The sequence below is a fragment of the Selenomonadales bacterium genome, from assembly GCA_017442105.1.
Classification (GTDB): domain Bacteria; phylum Bacillota; class Negativicutes; order RGIG982; family RGIG982; genus RGIG982.
The window spans coordinates 32,482-45,400 of sequence record JAFSAX010000134.1 but is presented as its reverse complement, the minus strand read 5'-3'; the positions used below and the strand labels follow the sequence as shown (position 1 = coordinate 45,400).

Genomic DNA, 12,919 nt, shown 5'->3' with positions numbered 1-12,919 from the left:
GGCTGTGGCTGTGGAAAGAAGGAGAGGTCGCACTACGCGATCTCCTTTCTCTTATCACCGAAATGGTCGGCGGTGGAATGATCGCTTTCGTGACATTCATCGCAGGCTGTATGGTCGATACCGACAAAGATGGGATCCCCGATCAATTTGAGAAGGAGGAGAAAAAATGAAGGTGTGTATCAATGGCGGACACTTCCCGGGCAGAGATCCCGGTGCACTTGGCAGCCGCGTAAAAGAAGCAGACGTATGTATGCGATTGATGCAGCGTGTAGCAGGATATTTGGAGAAAGCAGGATGCGAAGTCATGGCCGTGCAGACAGATGATTTGGGCGAAATATGTAATGTGTCAAATAGATGGGGAGCAGATCTGTTTATCTCCATCCATTGCAACGCCTGTCTGAATCATAACGCGCGCGGAACGGAAACATTCGCGTTTTCTCGCACAGGAGATAAGCTCGCTCATCACATTCAGTCGCAGGTCGTGTCAAGCATCGGCACCGTCGATCGCGGTATAAAAGAGGCTGGCTTCTATGTGCTCAAACATACGAAATGTCCTGCAGTGCTTGTGGAATGCGCGTTCATCGATAATGTGCATGATGAGGCACTTCTTATTGAGCGAGAAGATGAGTTTGCACGTGCCATCGCTCGCGGCGTGACGGACTACATCACGAGGAAACAATGATGAACATTCAACAGTATATCCCTACTGTATGCGTATGCCTGCTGTGCTTCGTAGGCGGCTGTCTGGCGGGCGAACATTACGCGTCAAGGGAAACTATCACGGTGACAAAAGAAAAGCCCGTATACGTGCAGGGCGAAACGGTAACAAAGACCGAGATCGCATACGTGCCGAAAACTGTAGTCAATGGGAAAAAAGAAAAGACAGACCTGCAAGCAGACGTCGGCAAGACCGACTTCGTTGTCCGCGTGAACGGGCAGGAACAGACATTCACGAAAGCTGAGGACGAACGGTATGTGTTCGATAAAAACAAACTCACACTCGACCAGACGAGCAAAGTCACGATGGACGTGAATGTTCCCACGCGGGACGAAACTAAGCGATGGGCAGTCGGTGTCGGATACGGCAATGACGGCATGGCATATACGGTGGACTTTCCCATCGGCAAGTCAGATACGGTCGGTGGATGGGTGTATCGAGACAATGACAGTACGGCTGTCGGTGTAAAAATGAAATTTTAATGTTACCGACATTTGTGTCGGTAACATAAGAGGGGGATAAAATGACAGAGGTAAAGGAAGCAATCGCAACAATGCACATGGTTAAATCAACGGAGAAAATCAATGAACAGGAAAGAGTAATTAGCCGATTGAAGAGAGGATGTTTCTACGCGGTATTGCTCTTGGTTGCGAGTATTGCATTCAATCTCGCATTCCTGTTCTCTTACATAGAAGGAGGAAACGAATGCGAGAACACCGCAAGTCAGCACGTGATGTCGCCGACAGAGCGATCCGATCTGAATTAGATACGCTCATCGAAGAAGCGAACTTGAGCGAGGAAGAATGTGAGATCATTCGGCTGAAGTTCAGCAAACGGTGGAGCAATGTGAAGATCGCGTATCACATGAATCTCTCTGAAAAAACAGTAGGCAGACGGATAGAACGTGCCTACGACAAATTGCATAAGGCAATACAAGAGGCACTCCCTTTTTAAGGGGGTGCTTCTTTTTTTATGCCCATTTTTGGTTCTTATGAGGGGAATTCGTGGCATAAACGAGGGGTAAAAACCACAACACGCATTTTTTGGTTGTAAAAATGCGTTGTGTGACCTTTTGCTGACCGTTTATTGGGGTATTATCGACCGTTTCAGTAGGGGTTTTTACGGCATTATATAGCCAAGAGGTGAGGATACATGAACGGCTTTAATTACGGCTATCAACACATACCGCCCGATCCTATGCAGATGATGTATCAGCAACGGTTACGGTCTATGCAACAGCAGATTCAGCCACAGGCATACGGCTCGATGCCTATGCCGAGTGGTTTGAAAGGTCGACTTGTGACGGGCAGAGACGAGGCAAAAGCGGCTCAAATAGATTTAGATGGAACCCCGCACTATTTCGACTGTCCGTCCGAGGCGACCATATACAAAAAGAGTATCGGACTTGATGGGATGCCGATATTTGAGGAGTATAAGCGTGTGATTTCGCAGGCACAGCCAAAGGAGGGCGACATCATCGCGGCTCTGCAGTCACGCATCGAGGTCTTAGAACGAAAACTGGAAGGGGTGCAAACTAATGTTCAATCCAATGCAAATGATGCAAATGTTACAGTCAAGTCAGAATCCAATGGCGCTGATGCAACAGCAGTTCGGTAATGACCCGATGTTCGGTCGAGCAATGCAGATGGCACAAGGCAAAAACGAGGACGAGCTGAAAGCGACTGTTCGCAATCTCGCTCGCCAGAGAGGAATGGACGATGCCTCCCTCAATCAATTCTTATCACAATTCGGAATGAAACTTTGACAAGCGCGCAGTCAGAGTTCAGATAAAAAATAAAACAAACGAGGTGAAAAGTATGGCATTTGAAAATGGCGCAGGCGTAGTGCCTGTCATGGACATTAATAATCGCGGTTACAATGACGGCTTCGGTTGGGGCGGTGGCGGTTGTATGTGGTTCTTAGTGCTGTTCGCTCTTTTGGGTGGCGGTGGTTTCGGCGGTTGGGGCAACAACGGCATGGCGGCATTCGCCAACGGTGCACTTACTCGCAACGATTTATTTGATGGTTTCAATTCGCAGGATATCAAGAACGGTATTCGTGGCGTGCAGAACGGTCTTGCTGACGGCTTCTATGCACAAAATACTACGATGCTTCAGGGCTTCAACGGTCTTGGTCGTGATGTTCTTGAGAATCGTTTTGCTCTCGGCTCGGCGATCGCCGAGAACAGATTCGCGGCACAGCAATGTTGTTGCGAAACGAACCGCAACATTGATGCGGTTCGCTTTGAAAACGCACAGAACACGTGCACGATCACGAATAATGCGACCGCAAATACGCAGAAGATTCTTGACAAGCTCTGCTTGATGGAATCGAACGCGAAAGATCAGCGCATCGCACAGCTTCAATTCGACCTGCAAGCGGCACAGCTTCAGATCGGCAACATTCGCCAGACGGAAAACATCGTCAATACGGTCCGTCCGCCTGTAGTACCTGCGTATGTTGTGTCGAGCCCGTATGAATCGATTCGTCACAATTACGGCTATGGCGGCTGTGGATACGGTTGCGGTGTAGCTGCATAACTTTCCGCTTCGGCGTGACTATGAGAGAGGCGGTAACGCCTCTCTTTTTATAAGGAGGAATAGACATGAATTGTTGTAAAGAGATATTGACCACGGCTGTCGCGGTGACGGCTGATACGCTTGTGCTGACATTGCCGCAGGCGACCTTCCAGAACTGCTGTCAATACGTTATCAGAATCGCACAGGACATTCCTGCGACTGCGACTAATCTGATGCCAGTTGTGATTCAGATCGGGACGGATGCTACACAGTACCCACTCGTTCGCAAATGCGGTCATAACGTGTATGCAAACCAAGTCAAGACGAGATGCAGATATGTCGTGAAGGTCGCGGCAGACACCGCTCGTTTTGTCCTCTGGAATGGCTTCCTGCGAGCTGAAAATTGCGGTGCGATAGTTGGTATACCTGCACCTACTACGACCGCAGGAACGGCAGAGGAGGGCGCATAATGCACGAATTAAAGAAGTACATGGAGAAGCTTGAACAGCATCCAGAGAAGTATAAAGAAGCAAAACACGTTGTCTGCGAGATGGCAGAAGATTTGAAGAAGTATTGTCCTGAAACGTATTGGGCAATGGTCACAAAACTGCATTGCCTGCTCCACGGTATGCACTTCGATGAAGATACGGCGAAAATGGCTGTCGGCAAGATGCACAACGTGGACGGCACCGTCGGTGGTCATTGGACGAAAGACGATACCGACAAACTGGCTCTCGCGCACGGCATCGAGCATAAGTGCGACTTCTACTACGCGATGAATATGTTGTACTCCGACTTGTCGGCAAGCATGGGTACAAGTGCAGACATCTATGTAAAGATGGCAAAAGCACTCTACTTCGAAGATCCAGACATGGTAGAAGGCAAACTATTCAGACAATGGATGGCGGTAGCGTTTGTCAAAAAATAAATTTGCAAGTATATGAGAAATCTTGTATACTATGGACAGGTTCAAGACACCTCCTATATCAATATGAATGTGTACGAAGGCGACATCACAGAAATGTGGTGTTGCTTTTGTTATACAGGGGACAAATTGTCCCTTTGCTTGTCCCCAAAAATGACAAAAAATAAGTAAAAACAGAGGAAATTTTAATAAACATAAAAATAAAAAAGCTAGTAAAATCAAGGCTTCACGGACATTTCGCGTGTTTTGTAGTTAATTTGGGGTGGTAGAGGTCGCAGGTTCAAATCCTGTCGTTCCGACCAAACAAATCCAGTAATATCAAGGGTTCGCAGGCATCGAAGGGAAATGCACCTATAGCGTTTGTCCCCGTGTTTGTCCCCGAATTCTACAAAAAAAGAGTAAAGCACGTCGAAAAAGACGTGCTTTTTTTATTTGCCTGTGATATTTTTCATCTGGCTCATCGTGCTGTCCATGATGTCTGCCGTATGAGATTCAAGGGACTTCAATTCATGGATGTATGTCTTGAGCGTAAAGGACTTGTCCGAGTGTCCAAGGAGTGAACTGATCGTAGCGATATTCACGCCGCCTGCAATGAGGTAGCTTCCGTACATATGTCTGAGATCGTGAGGAGAGATAGTAGGGATATTGTTCTTCTTGCAAAATCTACTCATAAATGTGTTGATCGCGTGAGGATGCCCCACAGAGCCGTCTGCCTTCGGAAAGAGGAAATCAACAGGTCTTATCGGTGCATTGATGCTTATCACGTTCTGTTCTGCGGCGATCACTTCGCCACGCCATGCGTACAGCAGGTTTAAGACAAAATTGTTTATCGGTATCGTGCGGTAAGAATTATCCGTCTTGGCATCCTTAACAAATATACCGCGACCCGACACATAGACCGCTACTCGGTTTACAGTAAGCGATCGGCGGTCAAAGTCGATGTCCCCCCATTGCAAGCCGAATATCTCTTCTCTGCGTAATCCGAGTGTAAAGGCAAGCGCGATCCACAGCTTATGTTTTGTGGTAGCATTGTCTGCTGCCGAGAAAAAAGCGGCAAGCTCTGCCTCGGTTGGGAGTACCTTTTTCTTCGTCACTCCCTTGGGCGATCTGATATTATCCATCGGGTTATTGTCGATGAATCCCCACTGAACAGCACAGGAGAACATTGTGCGGAGATTGGACATATGCTTCTTGATGTAGGCGGTAGAGAGTGGCTTGCCGTAATTTGAAGCATCAGGCTTAGTAAGCTGTTTGGCAAAAGACAGAATGTGTCGCGGTCTTATCTTCGATATCTTCATGTGACCGAGTGCGCCGCTGATACGTTGGAATATGCGCTCGTTCAATCCCTGCGATGATATAGCTTGATTCATCTCCGCGTAATGTTTCGTCCAGTACGCATAAAAGTCATCGAGCGTCATATCTCCCTCGGCACGTGCAGACAGCCTGTCTTTGATGACCTCAGAAGCGAAGAGTGCCCATGCCTTTTCCGCTTCTTTCTTAGTGGATACACGGACAGTCTTAGTATATTCTTTCTTCTCATGCGTGACGGTCAGCAGATAGCTGTTACCGCGTTTGCGTATCTTACTCGGCATATGGTTCTCTCCTTTCAAGAAAACCGACTACGATAGGGTAGTCGGTTGTTGTGTTATTCAGAATCCCCCAAAAAAATTGCTTTAAGCACATAGAGAAAAAAGATGAGCAATGCTGCTGTTTTCAATGCGTCGCTGTCGCGAGTGGGGATATTCCATTTGCTAAACTTACTTGATAAAGACAGGTAGTTTTCCACCGCAGATTTAGAAAAATATCCTTTTTCATATCCGCGCTCGCATAAGGCTTTGAGAAGTTTATGGCGATCATTGAATATCTCGATATAAAATTCTCTATCTTGCCAGTAGTCATGGTAACTTGACAACATATCCGCAAAGCAAAAATAAAAATCAATTTCACGAAAAGCATAAAGGGGATCATGGGCTTCGGTGCCTAGTCGCTTGTTACGAATCATCTGTATATGGTTGCACATAGGTTGAAACGTATATCTTATTACCTCTTTTTGGGGGATATCTGTCTGATTACATATTTCGGTGATTTCAGTTTCAAAAAACTTAACAAGATTATCAAAAGACACTTTTTCATATTCTGATTTTCGGAAAATAAAAAAAATAAAGCAAAACAGTTGGTACATTGTTCTAAAGAAAAACATAGTTTCAGCTTCTTTCTAAATTCGTTTTGATAAGAAAAAATGTATCTTAAAAATTTTGTATCTAATTATCGGATTTGATTTTATTTAGGTTGTTCTCCGTATTTGTTTCTCCCTTTTGTACCGGGGAAACAAGCAAGTACTATTATCCCTACAAAACCGATAATCCCCAAAGATTGTACTACCATAAGTGGAATTGAGTAGAAACCAGAAGCGTTGATGTCATGTAATCTCCTAATGACAATGGAAAACCAATAAACTATTAATGCCAACAAAACCAAAAGGCAAAAGACGGCTACAAAAAACATATCGGGGTTTACGTATGTAGAGAAAATAGAGCTATAGATGATACCACAACACATAGCTCCTATGAACGTAAAAATAAAGCGAATTGCGAAAGTCAATCGACCCAAGCGCCCTTGAAATAATTTTGAGAAGCGCTGTCCAATAGTTATATGTTCCTGTGGTTTCGGCTGAATGTCCGTAGAAGGAGTTTTAGTTTCTTCTGTTGGAGTGGTTCTTACATTGACTTCTTGAGTGGGTTGAAGAGCTTTGCAAACAATGTCGCTTTTAACAACACTTTGCGGCGTTGAAGGTATCTTTGGAGTTTTTCTGTATTTGGAGATGATAGGATACAAAATGTTTCCTGCATAGAACAGAGCTACAATTAGGTTGATAAGCTGCCATTCATCTCTATCCAGTTTGATGAGAATAATCGGGTTAAATAGTATCGCTATAAATGCGAAGATAAGTTTAAGGATGTTGTTATCTGTTTTTATTGCAGACCATACCGAGATGATTGTTGCCAGTATTCTAAGTAGAGTATATACACCCGAGGAAAATCGGTCTGTGGTTATTATAAGTAAAAATCCTATTAAGAATAGCTGTGCTATCTGTAATGAGGTTATCTTATGTTTCATACAATCAACTTCTTTCTATTTTCTCTGCGATATAACAAACTTGATATAGTTGATGACTTGTCTTATCTCGTCATCGGTCAAGCACAGGTCAGGGAGTTCTTCGTATAGCATGGTTCGGAATCTCTGTCTGCGTATGTTCGTTTCGTTCTCTTGCACACCGAAGAGGGCAGAGGTCGGCAGGTCGAGTGCACGTGCAAGGTTTGATGCCATGTCTATGCGAGGTTCGGCAATCTTGCCTTTCTCCCATTTCTTGATGACAGCTACTGTAGTGCCCGTTTGTTCGGCAAGCTGTTCGTATGTGAGTCCCTTTTCTTCTCGCTGAGCGCGTATGGTGTTGCCAATCTCGGCAGGGGAGAGGAGAACAGGAGCGGCGGTCTGTTCTTCGATAAGGTCTGCTTTAGACACACCGAAGTATTTAGCTAATATCTCTATGCCTTCTGGACGAGGGTACTTCCTACCGTTTATCCATTCGGTAAAAGTGGAGTAGCCGATGCCAGTTGCAGCACAGATTTCTTTTCTGCTTTTTCCGCTGTTTTTAACTAGTTTTGTGAGGTTTTTCCCAACAACTTTCTTGTCTATTTCTACGCGCATCAATCACACCTCGCTTTACTTGCATTTTACACCATTTGAGAAAAGAAGTAAACAAACTCAAAAAAATAAAACACAAAAAGTGTTGACAATGGTGGTTTTATGGTGTATTCTATGGATAGATGAAAAACACGTTTCGTGTTTCTCGGAAAGGAGGTATCCTTTGAAAATTACAGCTAGGGCGGCGAGAGTAAACAAAGGGTTTAACATGGAAGAAGCCGCGAAACTACTAGGGATCACAAGAAAAACCTTGTGGAATTACGAAATGGGAGAAACTTCTCCTACTCTTGACACGGTAAAGAAAATGGTAGTCTTGTACGGTGTTCCGCAAGAAAAACTTATTTTTTTACCAAACGATAACACGTAACGTGTTTTATCGAGGCAAATCAAAAAGCTCCTTTCATGGGAGCAGAGGAGGTGCAACATGGCAGTTGATATCCGGCTGCTGAAAGCAAAGTTGAAGTATCATAGCAAAACGTATTACGAAGTTGCCCAAGCAATCGGCATAAACAGAGATACGTTTACACGCAGGCTTGAAGATGGCGGTTCGTTCCGCGTGAGAGAAGTACAGGCAATGATGGAGCATATTCCGCTTACGCGAGATGAAACGTGGGAGATATTTTTTGGAGGTGTGAATGATGGATTTGAAAGAGCTGCATCGTGTGTGTGTTCCTGTAGTTGAGTATATGAAAAAGAACTGCTCACCACATGACACGATCGTCATTACTGATGAGCAGTACAAGGTTGTTGCCGACGAGGTCGTTGTGCCTGTTAGCGGATGCGGCGCGTCGGAAGATGCTTCAAATGCTGATGTACGAATTTCCCTTTTGATGAAGCCGAGAGAAATGCGTTAAACATGGCGCAGGTAGCAACGTATTGATATACATAGCCGTTATGGAAATGTACTTCAATAACACCGTTTTCGTATCCAATGGCTCTTACATTGGATGAGGTTACAGATACAAGATTCATTTATTCACCTCCTTTTGTTCCGAGATAATACCATATATAGGGGTAAAAAACAAGAGGAGGAATAAAAAACACAATATATTGGGAGGTACAAACAATGACGAAGCTGACAGACGGCTTACTTACACTGGCTGAGTTTGCCAAGGCTGTGAATGCTACATACAATCAAGTTTATCTGTGGGTAACAAAACATGGCTTGCCGTGTGTACAGGTCGGCTCTCGCCGCTACATCAGAGAGGAAGATTATGAAGCGTGGCTTGAATCGCGCAAGACGGTGACAGTAGCACCGAAGAAGAAAAAAGAAGTGCTTCGTGAGGTAATGGAGGAGATCAGTACACTCCCAAGACCGCGCAAGGGCGGTATCGCCGCGAAGATGGAAAGAATCTATTAAACAGGAGGCAAGGCATGAGCAAGGTTCACGGGTTCAAGGGCTATGACAAGAATCTTCAATGCAGGGGATTCCAGTACGAAGTAGGCAAGACATATGAGCATGAAGGCAAGGCGGTAACGTGTGAGAGCGGATTCCACTTCTGCGAGTATCCACTTGATGTATTCGACTATTATCCACCTGCCGACAGCAGATATACGGAAGTAGTCGGCGAAGGATGTGCGGACAACAGCGGGCAGAATGATACGAAGGTGTGCGTAAGCAAACTGACGATCGGTGCAGAGATCGGGATTCCCGGTATCGTAAAAGCAACTATCGAATATGTCAAATCGCATATTGATGCGGACAAAGAAGAAAAGCAGGAAGGCGATTGGTCGGCGGCTACCAACACAGGCTATTGGTCGGCGGCTACCAACACAGGCTATTGGTCGGCGGCTAGTGTTTCAGGCAAAGAAAGCGTAGCAATGGCAATTGGATATGATTCAAAAGCGAAAGGCGCACTTGGTTGTTGGATCATTCTCGGTGAGCAGAAGCAGGATGAGAAATATAACTGGCATCTGGTTGATGTACAGTGCTTCAAGGTGGACGGAGAAAAAATCAAAGCTGACACGTTCTATAAATTGAAAGACGGTCAGCCGATAGAAGCGGAGGAATAGCAATGACAGGTAAATTGGTCGCGTATTGCGACGGTAAACGAGCGCAGACGAGCCGCATTGAGAAGATGCTTGAGAAAAACAGGGCGGTGTATCGCCCGGAACTGAAGAAAGAGAGGGGCAAGAAATGATGAAGGGCAAGAAGTGGAAGCTCGTCGTAGATGAACGCGGAGATACACGCGGAATATATGTCCGCGATCTGCCGTTAGCTGTTGCGGCCGCAACAGCGGAAGTGGTAGAAGAATGGTACCTGCGTAACGAAAGACCGATTCTTTCGTTTTTTATCGGCGCAATGCTGGCAGTATTGGTCGTGATGCTGTGTGGATAACATCGACCCGATATTGAAACGCAGGTACTACGCTCTGCTTATCACGATAATGAACGAGAATTTTTCTATCGACCAAGCGATGGCGTGGATGCATGCCAAAGACACGGCACGACCGAAAAAGAAAAAAACCACAGCCGATTAGATCGAACTGTGGTTTGACAAAAGAAGTTGTTAAAAGTATAGCACACATTGGAGGTTATTGCAATGGAAATAGAGCAAGCTGTGCGACGCGTACAAGGTATCGCACGTGAGATATATGTAAGAGAACGTCTTGCGCTTCCGGCCGAGATGCGAGAAGAAGCAAAAGCAGACAGAATCGCACTGGAGATCGTCTGTGAGTGGGCGATGAAAGCGTATAAAAAAGACAATGAATTGGGCGCGGAGATGTTGAACGCGCTCCATGTTTAGGAGGATGCAATATGAATGAAGATGAAATGCGTGCGTGTGTTGTTCAGTACCGAGAAGAAATGATGGACAAGATGATCGACTATCTGAAAGCGGCGCAGATCGCGGCAAAAGAGATCGGAGCGACGAGTGTATATATCAATCTTGGTTATAGTGAATCGATCGGCGTGCAATTCTACGAAGAAGACTTCCCGTTCGACAAAGAGAAGTCGAAAAGAAAATATGCATATGATAACCGAGACAGATTGTGCAAAGATGTGTGTGGTGTAGAGATGTACTGCTATGTCGATAAAGCAGAGAAGGAGGAGGCAAACGATGGCGGGTATCATGACGAAGCTGCAGGCGATCCAGATGGAGCTGAAAGCACCGAAGGGGCAGTATAACAGTTTCGGCAAGTACTACTACCGAAACTGCGAAGATATTCTAGAGGCGGTGAAGCCGCTGTGCCAGAAGTACAACGCGGTATTGACGATCACAGACGAGATCGTCGTGATTGGCGATCGGTATTATGTAAAGGCGACAGCGTTATTGACCGATTTAGAAGGTGACGGCGATGTTATCGAAGCAGAAGCGTGCGCGAGAGAAGCGGACAGCAAAAGCGGGATGGATGCGTCGCAGATCACAGGTTCGGCGTCAAGCTATGCGCGAAAATATGCGCTGAATGGGCTTTTCTGTATCGATGATGTGAAGGATGCCGATGATCCGTCACAGCACAGCAAGGCAAGGGAAACAAAAGGCGAACAACAGCAGGAACAGCAGGCGTGGAAGAAGGAAGGCGGCAAGACTTACGTTCTAAGCGGGAACGGCGAGTATTGCGAGTTGAGCCGATTCTCGATGAAGAGCTTGCAGAAGATCGTGAGCGATGACAAGTACAAGGCGATCAAGTGGGATATTGCGAAAGCGATCAAAGAGAAGCAAGCCAATGAGTAAGTCGATATTGCAGGTCGAGAAGGAATGTTTCTTCTGCCGGTCAACGGTGAATATGGAGTGTCATCACATCTACTTCGGCAAGAATCGAAAGATAAGCGATGAGAACGGATTCACCGTCTGGCTGTGCAACGACCACCATACGGGTGGGCGAGTAAGCGTACATCGTGACAGAGTAGTGGATCTGTTGCTGAAAAGACTATGCCAAGCGGTATATGAACTGAAACACAGCCGAGAGGAATTCATGAAATTGATCGGCAGGAACTATCTGGAGGAGGGCAACAAATGAGATTCACAGCAGACAATATCAACGTATTCGGCGGCATGATGCAGGTGCAAGTGCCGATCGGTGCGGTCGATGACATCAATGCCCTCCAACGGTACTGCGAGAAGGGCAAACGAATAACGGTCGAAATCAAGCGAGAACGCCGTTCTAACGATGCAAATTCGTACGCATGGGTATTGTGTCATGCGATAGCGAAAAAACTCACCACAGGGCACGTGATGACGTCTGCCGTCGATGTTTACCGCAAGGCAATATCCGAATGTGGGCATTGTACGATACTTCCAATCAAAAAAACGGCAGTCGATCATTTCAAGCACATCTGGTCGGCGCATGGCATCGGATGGATCGTGGAAGAACTCGGCGAATCGAAGTTGAGCGGATACGTCAACCTTGCGGCATATCATGGCAGCAGTACATACGATACGGCAGAGATGGCGCGACTGATAGACGGTCTGATCGCAGAGGCAAAGACCCTCGGCGTGGAAACGCTTCCGCCCGATGAGCTGACGAGATTGAAAGAGGAATGGGGGGATAGATGATGGCAGAAAGACGAATGTTCGCCAAGACGATCATCGACAGCGATGCTTTTTTGGACATGCCGTTGACAACGCAGGCACTGTACTTCCACCTGTCGATGCGAGCCGATGACGAGGGATTCATCAACAATCCGAAAAAGATACAGCGGATGCTCGGATGTACCGACGATGACAGCAGATTGCTCATCGCAAAACAATTCCTACTCCCGTTCGACAGCGGTGTTTTGGTGGTAAAGCATTGGCGTATACATAACTACATTCAACGAGACCGAAGCAAGGATACGATGTATCAAAATGAGCGAAAAATGCTTCTTGTAAATCCAGACAAATCGTATGAATTGACAAACGTGGATACAGATTGTATCCAAAATGGATACAAAATGGATACAAGTTGTATCCAAGAAACCGAAACGTTGGATACACAGGTTAGGTTAGGTAAGGTTAGGTTAGGTAAGGATAGAGAGATATATATGCGCCATCAGTACGGCGCATATAAAAACGTCCTCCTCACCGATGACGAATACGAAAAACTGAAAAAAGAATTTGCCGACTACGAACAA

Annotated in this window: 25 protein-coding genes and 1 pseudogene; 21 read left to right on the top strand and 5 right to left on the bottom strand. The window is 45.9% G+C overall.

What is annotated here, in order from left to right; translation table 11 throughout:
* Positions 1-166: 166 nt before the first annotated feature.
* The 8 genes from IJN28_05450 (at position 167) to IJN28_05415 (ending at position 4,165) form a co-directional block, all read left to right on the top strand.
* Entirely contained in the window at positions 167-682 is a 516-nt protein-coding gene (locus tag IJN28_05450) for an N-acetylmuramoyl-L-alanine amidase (protein MBQ6713213.1), read from the top strand.
* Positions 679-1,200, top strand: a complete 522-nt coding sequence (locus IJN28_05445; protein MBQ6713212.1) for a hypothetical protein — start codon at positions 679-681, stop codon at positions 1,198-1,200. The genes IJN28_05450 and IJN28_05445 overlap by 4 nt, the downstream gene beginning before the upstream one ends.
* 223 nt (positions 1,201-1,423) lie before the next feature.
* Positions 1,424-1,672 carry a response regulator transcription factor gene (locus IJN28_05440; GenBank protein ID MBQ6713211.1) on the top strand — a complete coding sequence of 83 codons (249 nt, stop codon included), beginning with the start codon at positions 1,424-1,426 and terminating at the stop codon, positions 1,670-1,672.
* Between the two features lie 198 nt (positions 1,673-1,870).
* On the top strand, positions 1,871-2,335 hold the full coding sequence (locus IJN28_05435; protein ID MBQ6713210.1) for a hypothetical protein: 465 nt from the start codon (positions 1,871-1,873) through the stop codon (positions 2,333-2,335).
* The gene (locus tag IJN28_05430; protein MBQ6713209.1) at positions 2,307-2,483 is read left to right on the top strand and encodes a hypothetical protein; all 177 of its coding nucleotides are present in this window, start codon (positions 2,307-2,309) and stop codon (positions 2,481-2,483) included. The genes IJN28_05435 and IJN28_05430 overlap by 29 nt, the downstream gene beginning before the upstream one ends.
* A gap of 52 nt (positions 2,484-2,535) precedes the next feature.
* Entirely contained in the window at positions 2,536-3,258 is a 723-nt protein-coding gene (locus tag IJN28_05425) for a hypothetical protein (GenBank protein MBQ6713208.1), read from the top strand.
* A 65-nt stretch (positions 3,259-3,323) separates the two neighbouring features.
* The gene (locus IJN28_05420) at positions 3,324-3,707 is read left to right on the top strand and encodes a hypothetical protein (GenBank protein ID MBQ6713207.1); all 384 of its coding nucleotides are present in this window, start codon (positions 3,324-3,326) and stop codon (positions 3,705-3,707) included.
* Complete coding sequence (locus IJN28_05415) at positions 3,707-4,165, top strand: hypothetical protein (GenBank protein ID MBQ6713206.1); 459 nt, start codon at positions 3,707-3,709, stop codon at positions 4,163-4,165. The genes IJN28_05420 and IJN28_05415 overlap by 1 nt, the downstream gene beginning before the upstream one ends.
* Positions 4,166-4,590: 425 nt before the next feature.
* Here IJN28_05415 and IJN28_05410 read toward each other — a convergent pair whose 3' ends face one another.
* From IJN28_05410 to IJN28_05395, 4 genes are all read right to left on the bottom strand, one after another.
* Positions 4,591-5,754, bottom strand: a complete 1,164-nt coding sequence (locus IJN28_05410) for a site-specific integrase (GenBank protein ID MBQ6713205.1) — start codon at positions 5,752-5,754, stop codon at positions 4,591-4,593.
* A 53-nt stretch (positions 5,755-5,807) separates the two neighbouring features.
* The gene (locus tag IJN28_05405) at positions 5,808-6,362 is read right to left on the bottom strand and encodes a hypothetical protein (protein ID MBQ6713204.1); all 555 of its coding nucleotides are present in this window, start codon (positions 6,360-6,362) and stop codon (positions 5,808-5,810) included.
* An 80-nt stretch (positions 6,363-6,442) separates the two neighbouring features.
* Positions 6,443-7,279, bottom strand: a complete 837-nt coding sequence (locus IJN28_05400; protein MBQ6713203.1) for a DUF805 domain-containing protein — start codon at positions 7,277-7,279, stop codon at positions 6,443-6,445.
* A gap of 15 nt (positions 7,280-7,294) precedes the next feature.
* The gene (locus IJN28_05395; GenBank protein MBQ6713202.1) at positions 7,295-7,870 is read right to left on the bottom strand and encodes a helix-turn-helix transcriptional regulator; all 576 of its coding nucleotides are present in this window, start codon (positions 7,868-7,870) and stop codon (positions 7,295-7,297) included.
* 160 nt (positions 7,871-8,030) lie between these two features.
* Here IJN28_05395 and IJN28_05390 point away from each other — a divergent pair, with 160 nt between their 5' ends.
* The 3 genes from IJN28_05390 to IJN28_05380 are packed head-to-tail and all read left to right on the top strand — an operon-like array spanning position 8,031 to position 8,721.
* Positions 8,031-8,234: a helix-turn-helix transcriptional regulator gene (locus IJN28_05390; GenBank protein ID MBQ6713201.1), complete on the top strand. Its 204-nt coding sequence runs from the start codon at positions 8,031-8,033 to the stop codon at positions 8,232-8,234.
* A 57-nt stretch (positions 8,235-8,291) separates the two neighbouring features.
* Complete coding sequence (locus IJN28_05385) at positions 8,292-8,549, top strand: aminotransferase (GenBank protein MBQ6713200.1); 258 nt, start codon at positions 8,292-8,294, stop codon at positions 8,547-8,549.
* Between the two features lie 4 nt (positions 8,550-8,553).
* The gene (locus IJN28_05380) at positions 8,554-8,721 is read left to right on the top strand and encodes a hypothetical protein (GenBank protein MBQ6713199.1); all 168 of its coding nucleotides are present in this window, start codon (positions 8,554-8,556) and stop codon (positions 8,719-8,721) included.
* Here the strand turns inward: IJN28_05380 and IJN28_05375 are convergent.
* The gene (locus tag IJN28_05375) at positions 8,639-8,839 is read right to left on the bottom strand and encodes a KTSC domain-containing protein (GenBank protein ID MBQ6713198.1); all 201 of its coding nucleotides are present in this window, start codon (positions 8,837-8,839) and stop codon (positions 8,639-8,641) included. The two genes, IJN28_05380 and IJN28_05375, sit on opposite strands and share 83 nt — an antisense overlap.
* Positions 8,840-8,933: 94 nt before the next feature.
* On the opposite strand from IJN28_05375, the gene IJN28_05370 reads away from it, so the two are divergent.
* The 10 genes and pseudogenes from IJN28_05370 (at position 8,934) to IJN28_05325 (ending at position 12,673) form a co-directional block, all read left to right on the top strand.
* Entirely contained in the window at positions 8,934-9,227 is a 294-nt protein-coding gene (locus tag IJN28_05370) for a helix-turn-helix domain-containing protein (protein ID MBQ6713197.1), read from the top strand.
* A 14-nt stretch (positions 9,228-9,241) separates the two neighbouring features.
* The gene (locus IJN28_05365; GenBank protein ID MBQ6713196.1) at positions 9,242-9,880 is read left to right on the top strand and encodes a hypothetical protein; all 639 of its coding nucleotides are present in this window, start codon (positions 9,242-9,244) and stop codon (positions 9,878-9,880) included.
* A gap of 124 nt (positions 9,881-10,004) precedes the next feature.
* Positions 10,005-10,205 carry a hypothetical protein gene (locus IJN28_05360; protein MBQ6713195.1) on the top strand — a complete coding sequence of 67 codons (201 nt, stop codon included), beginning with the start codon at positions 10,005-10,007 and terminating at the stop codon, positions 10,203-10,205.
* Positions 10,198-10,347, top strand: coding sequence for a hypothetical protein (locus IJN28_05355; protein ID MBQ6713194.1), 150 nt, complete (start codon positions 10,198-10,200; stop codon positions 10,345-10,347). The genes IJN28_05360 and IJN28_05355 overlap by 8 nt, the downstream gene beginning before the upstream one ends.
* A gap of 62 nt (positions 10,348-10,409) precedes the next feature.
* The gene (locus IJN28_05350; GenBank protein MBQ6713193.1) at positions 10,410-10,613 is read left to right on the top strand and encodes a hypothetical protein; all 204 of its coding nucleotides are present in this window, start codon (positions 10,410-10,412) and stop codon (positions 10,611-10,613) included.
* 11 nt (positions 10,614-10,624) lie between these two features.
* Positions 10,625-10,993, top strand: coding sequence for a hypothetical protein (locus IJN28_05345; GenBank protein ID MBQ6713192.1), 369 nt, complete (start codon positions 10,625-10,627; stop codon positions 10,991-10,993).
* Positions 10,926-11,540: an ERF family protein gene (locus tag IJN28_05340; GenBank protein MBQ6713191.1), complete on the top strand. Its 615-nt coding sequence runs from the start codon at positions 10,926-10,928 to the stop codon at positions 11,538-11,540. The genes IJN28_05345 and IJN28_05340 overlap by 68 nt, the downstream gene beginning before the upstream one ends.
* Positions 11,533-11,826, top strand: a complete 294-nt coding sequence (locus IJN28_05335) for a hypothetical protein (protein ID MBQ6713190.1) — start codon at positions 11,533-11,535, stop codon at positions 11,824-11,826. Before IJN28_05340 ends, IJN28_05335 begins: the two co-directional genes overlap by 8 nt.
* A complete protein-coding gene (locus tag IJN28_05330) occupies positions 11,823-12,362 on the top strand; it encodes a hypothetical protein (GenBank protein ID MBQ6713189.1) in 540 nt (179 codons plus the stop codon). The genes IJN28_05335 and IJN28_05330 overlap by 4 nt, the downstream gene beginning before the upstream one ends.
* Positions 12,362-12,673, top strand: a pseudogene (locus IJN28_05325) (replisome organizer). Before IJN28_05330 ends, IJN28_05325 begins: the two are co-directional and overlap by 1 nt.
* Positions 12,674-12,919: the final 246 nt, after the last annotated feature.

Excerpts from the sequence above, each read along its gene's own strand:
- IJN28_05340 (MBQ6713191.1), top strand. The coding sequence starts at position 10,926 with ATGGCGGGTATCATGACGAAGCTGCAGGCGATCCAGATGGAGCTGAAA.
- IJN28_05350 (MBQ6713193.1), top strand. The coding sequence starts at position 10,410 with ATGGAAATAGAGCAAGCTGTGCGACGCGTACAAGGTATCGCACGTGAG.
- IJN28_05375 (MBQ6713198.1), bottom strand. The coding sequence starts at position 8,839 with ATGAATCTTGTATCTGTAACCTCATCCAATGTAAGAGCCATTGGATAC.
- IJN28_05435 (MBQ6713210.1), top strand. The coding sequence starts at position 1,871 with ATGAACGGCTTTAATTACGGCTATCAACACATACCGCCCGATCCTATG.
- IJN28_05370 (MBQ6713197.1), top strand. The coding sequence starts at position 8,934 with ATGACGAAGCTGACAGACGGCTTACTTACACTGGCTGAGTTTGCCAAG.
- IJN28_05345 (MBQ6713192.1), top strand. The coding sequence starts at position 10,625 with ATGAATGAAGATGAAATGCGTGCGTGTGTTGTTCAGTACCGAGAAGAA.
- IJN28_05380 (MBQ6713199.1), top strand. The coding sequence starts at position 8,554 with ATGAAAAAGAACTGCTCACCACATGACACGATCGTCATTACTGATGAG.
- IJN28_05335 (MBQ6713190.1), top strand. The coding sequence starts at position 11,533 with ATGAGTAAGTCGATATTGCAGGTCGAGAAGGAATGTTTCTTCTGCCGG.
- IJN28_05365 (MBQ6713196.1), top strand. The coding sequence starts at position 9,242 with ATGAGCAAGGTTCACGGGTTCAAGGGCTATGACAAGAATCTTCAATGC.
- IJN28_05385 (MBQ6713200.1), top strand. The coding sequence starts at position 8,292 with ATGGCAGTTGATATCCGGCTGCTGAAAGCAAAGTTGAAGTATCATAGC.
- IJN28_05400 (MBQ6713203.1), bottom strand. The coding sequence starts at position 7,279 with ATGAAACATAAGATAACCTCATTACAGATAGCACAGCTATTCTTAATA.
- IJN28_05405 (MBQ6713204.1), bottom strand. The coding sequence starts at position 6,362 with ATGTTTTTCTTTAGAACAATGTACCAACTGTTTTGCTTTATTTTTTTT.
- IJN28_05395 (MBQ6713202.1), bottom strand. The coding sequence starts at position 7,870 with ATGCGCGTAGAAATAGACAAGAAAGTTGTTGGGAAAAACCTCACAAAA.
- IJN28_05415 (MBQ6713206.1), top strand. The coding sequence starts at position 3,707 with ATGCACGAATTAAAGAAGTACATGGAGAAGCTTGAACAGCATCCAGAG.
- IJN28_05420 (MBQ6713207.1), top strand. The coding sequence starts at position 3,324 with ATGAATTGTTGTAAAGAGATATTGACCACGGCTGTCGCGGTGACGGCT.
- IJN28_05360 (MBQ6713195.1), top strand. The coding sequence starts at position 10,005 with ATGATGAAGGGCAAGAAGTGGAAGCTCGTCGTAGATGAACGCGGAGAT.
- IJN28_05330 (MBQ6713189.1), top strand. The coding sequence starts at position 11,823 with ATGAGATTCACAGCAGACAATATCAACGTATTCGGCGGCATGATGCAG.
- IJN28_05430 (MBQ6713209.1), top strand. The coding sequence starts at position 2,307 with ATGGCGCTGATGCAACAGCAGTTCGGTAATGACCCGATGTTCGGTCGA.
- IJN28_05445 (MBQ6713212.1), top strand. The coding sequence starts at position 679 with ATGATGAACATTCAACAGTATATCCCTACTGTATGCGTATGCCTGCTG.
- IJN28_05410 (MBQ6713205.1), bottom strand. The coding sequence starts at position 5,754 with ATGCCGAGTAAGATACGCAAACGCGGTAACAGCTATCTGCTGACCGTC.
- IJN28_05425 (MBQ6713208.1), top strand. The coding sequence starts at position 2,536 with ATGGCATTTGAAAATGGCGCAGGCGTAGTGCCTGTCATGGACATTAAT.
- IJN28_05440 (MBQ6713211.1), top strand. The coding sequence starts at position 1,424 with ATGCGAGAACACCGCAAGTCAGCACGTGATGTCGCCGACAGAGCGATC.
- IJN28_05450 (MBQ6713213.1), top strand. The coding sequence starts at position 167 with ATGAAGGTGTGTATCAATGGCGGACACTTCCCGGGCAGAGATCCCGGT.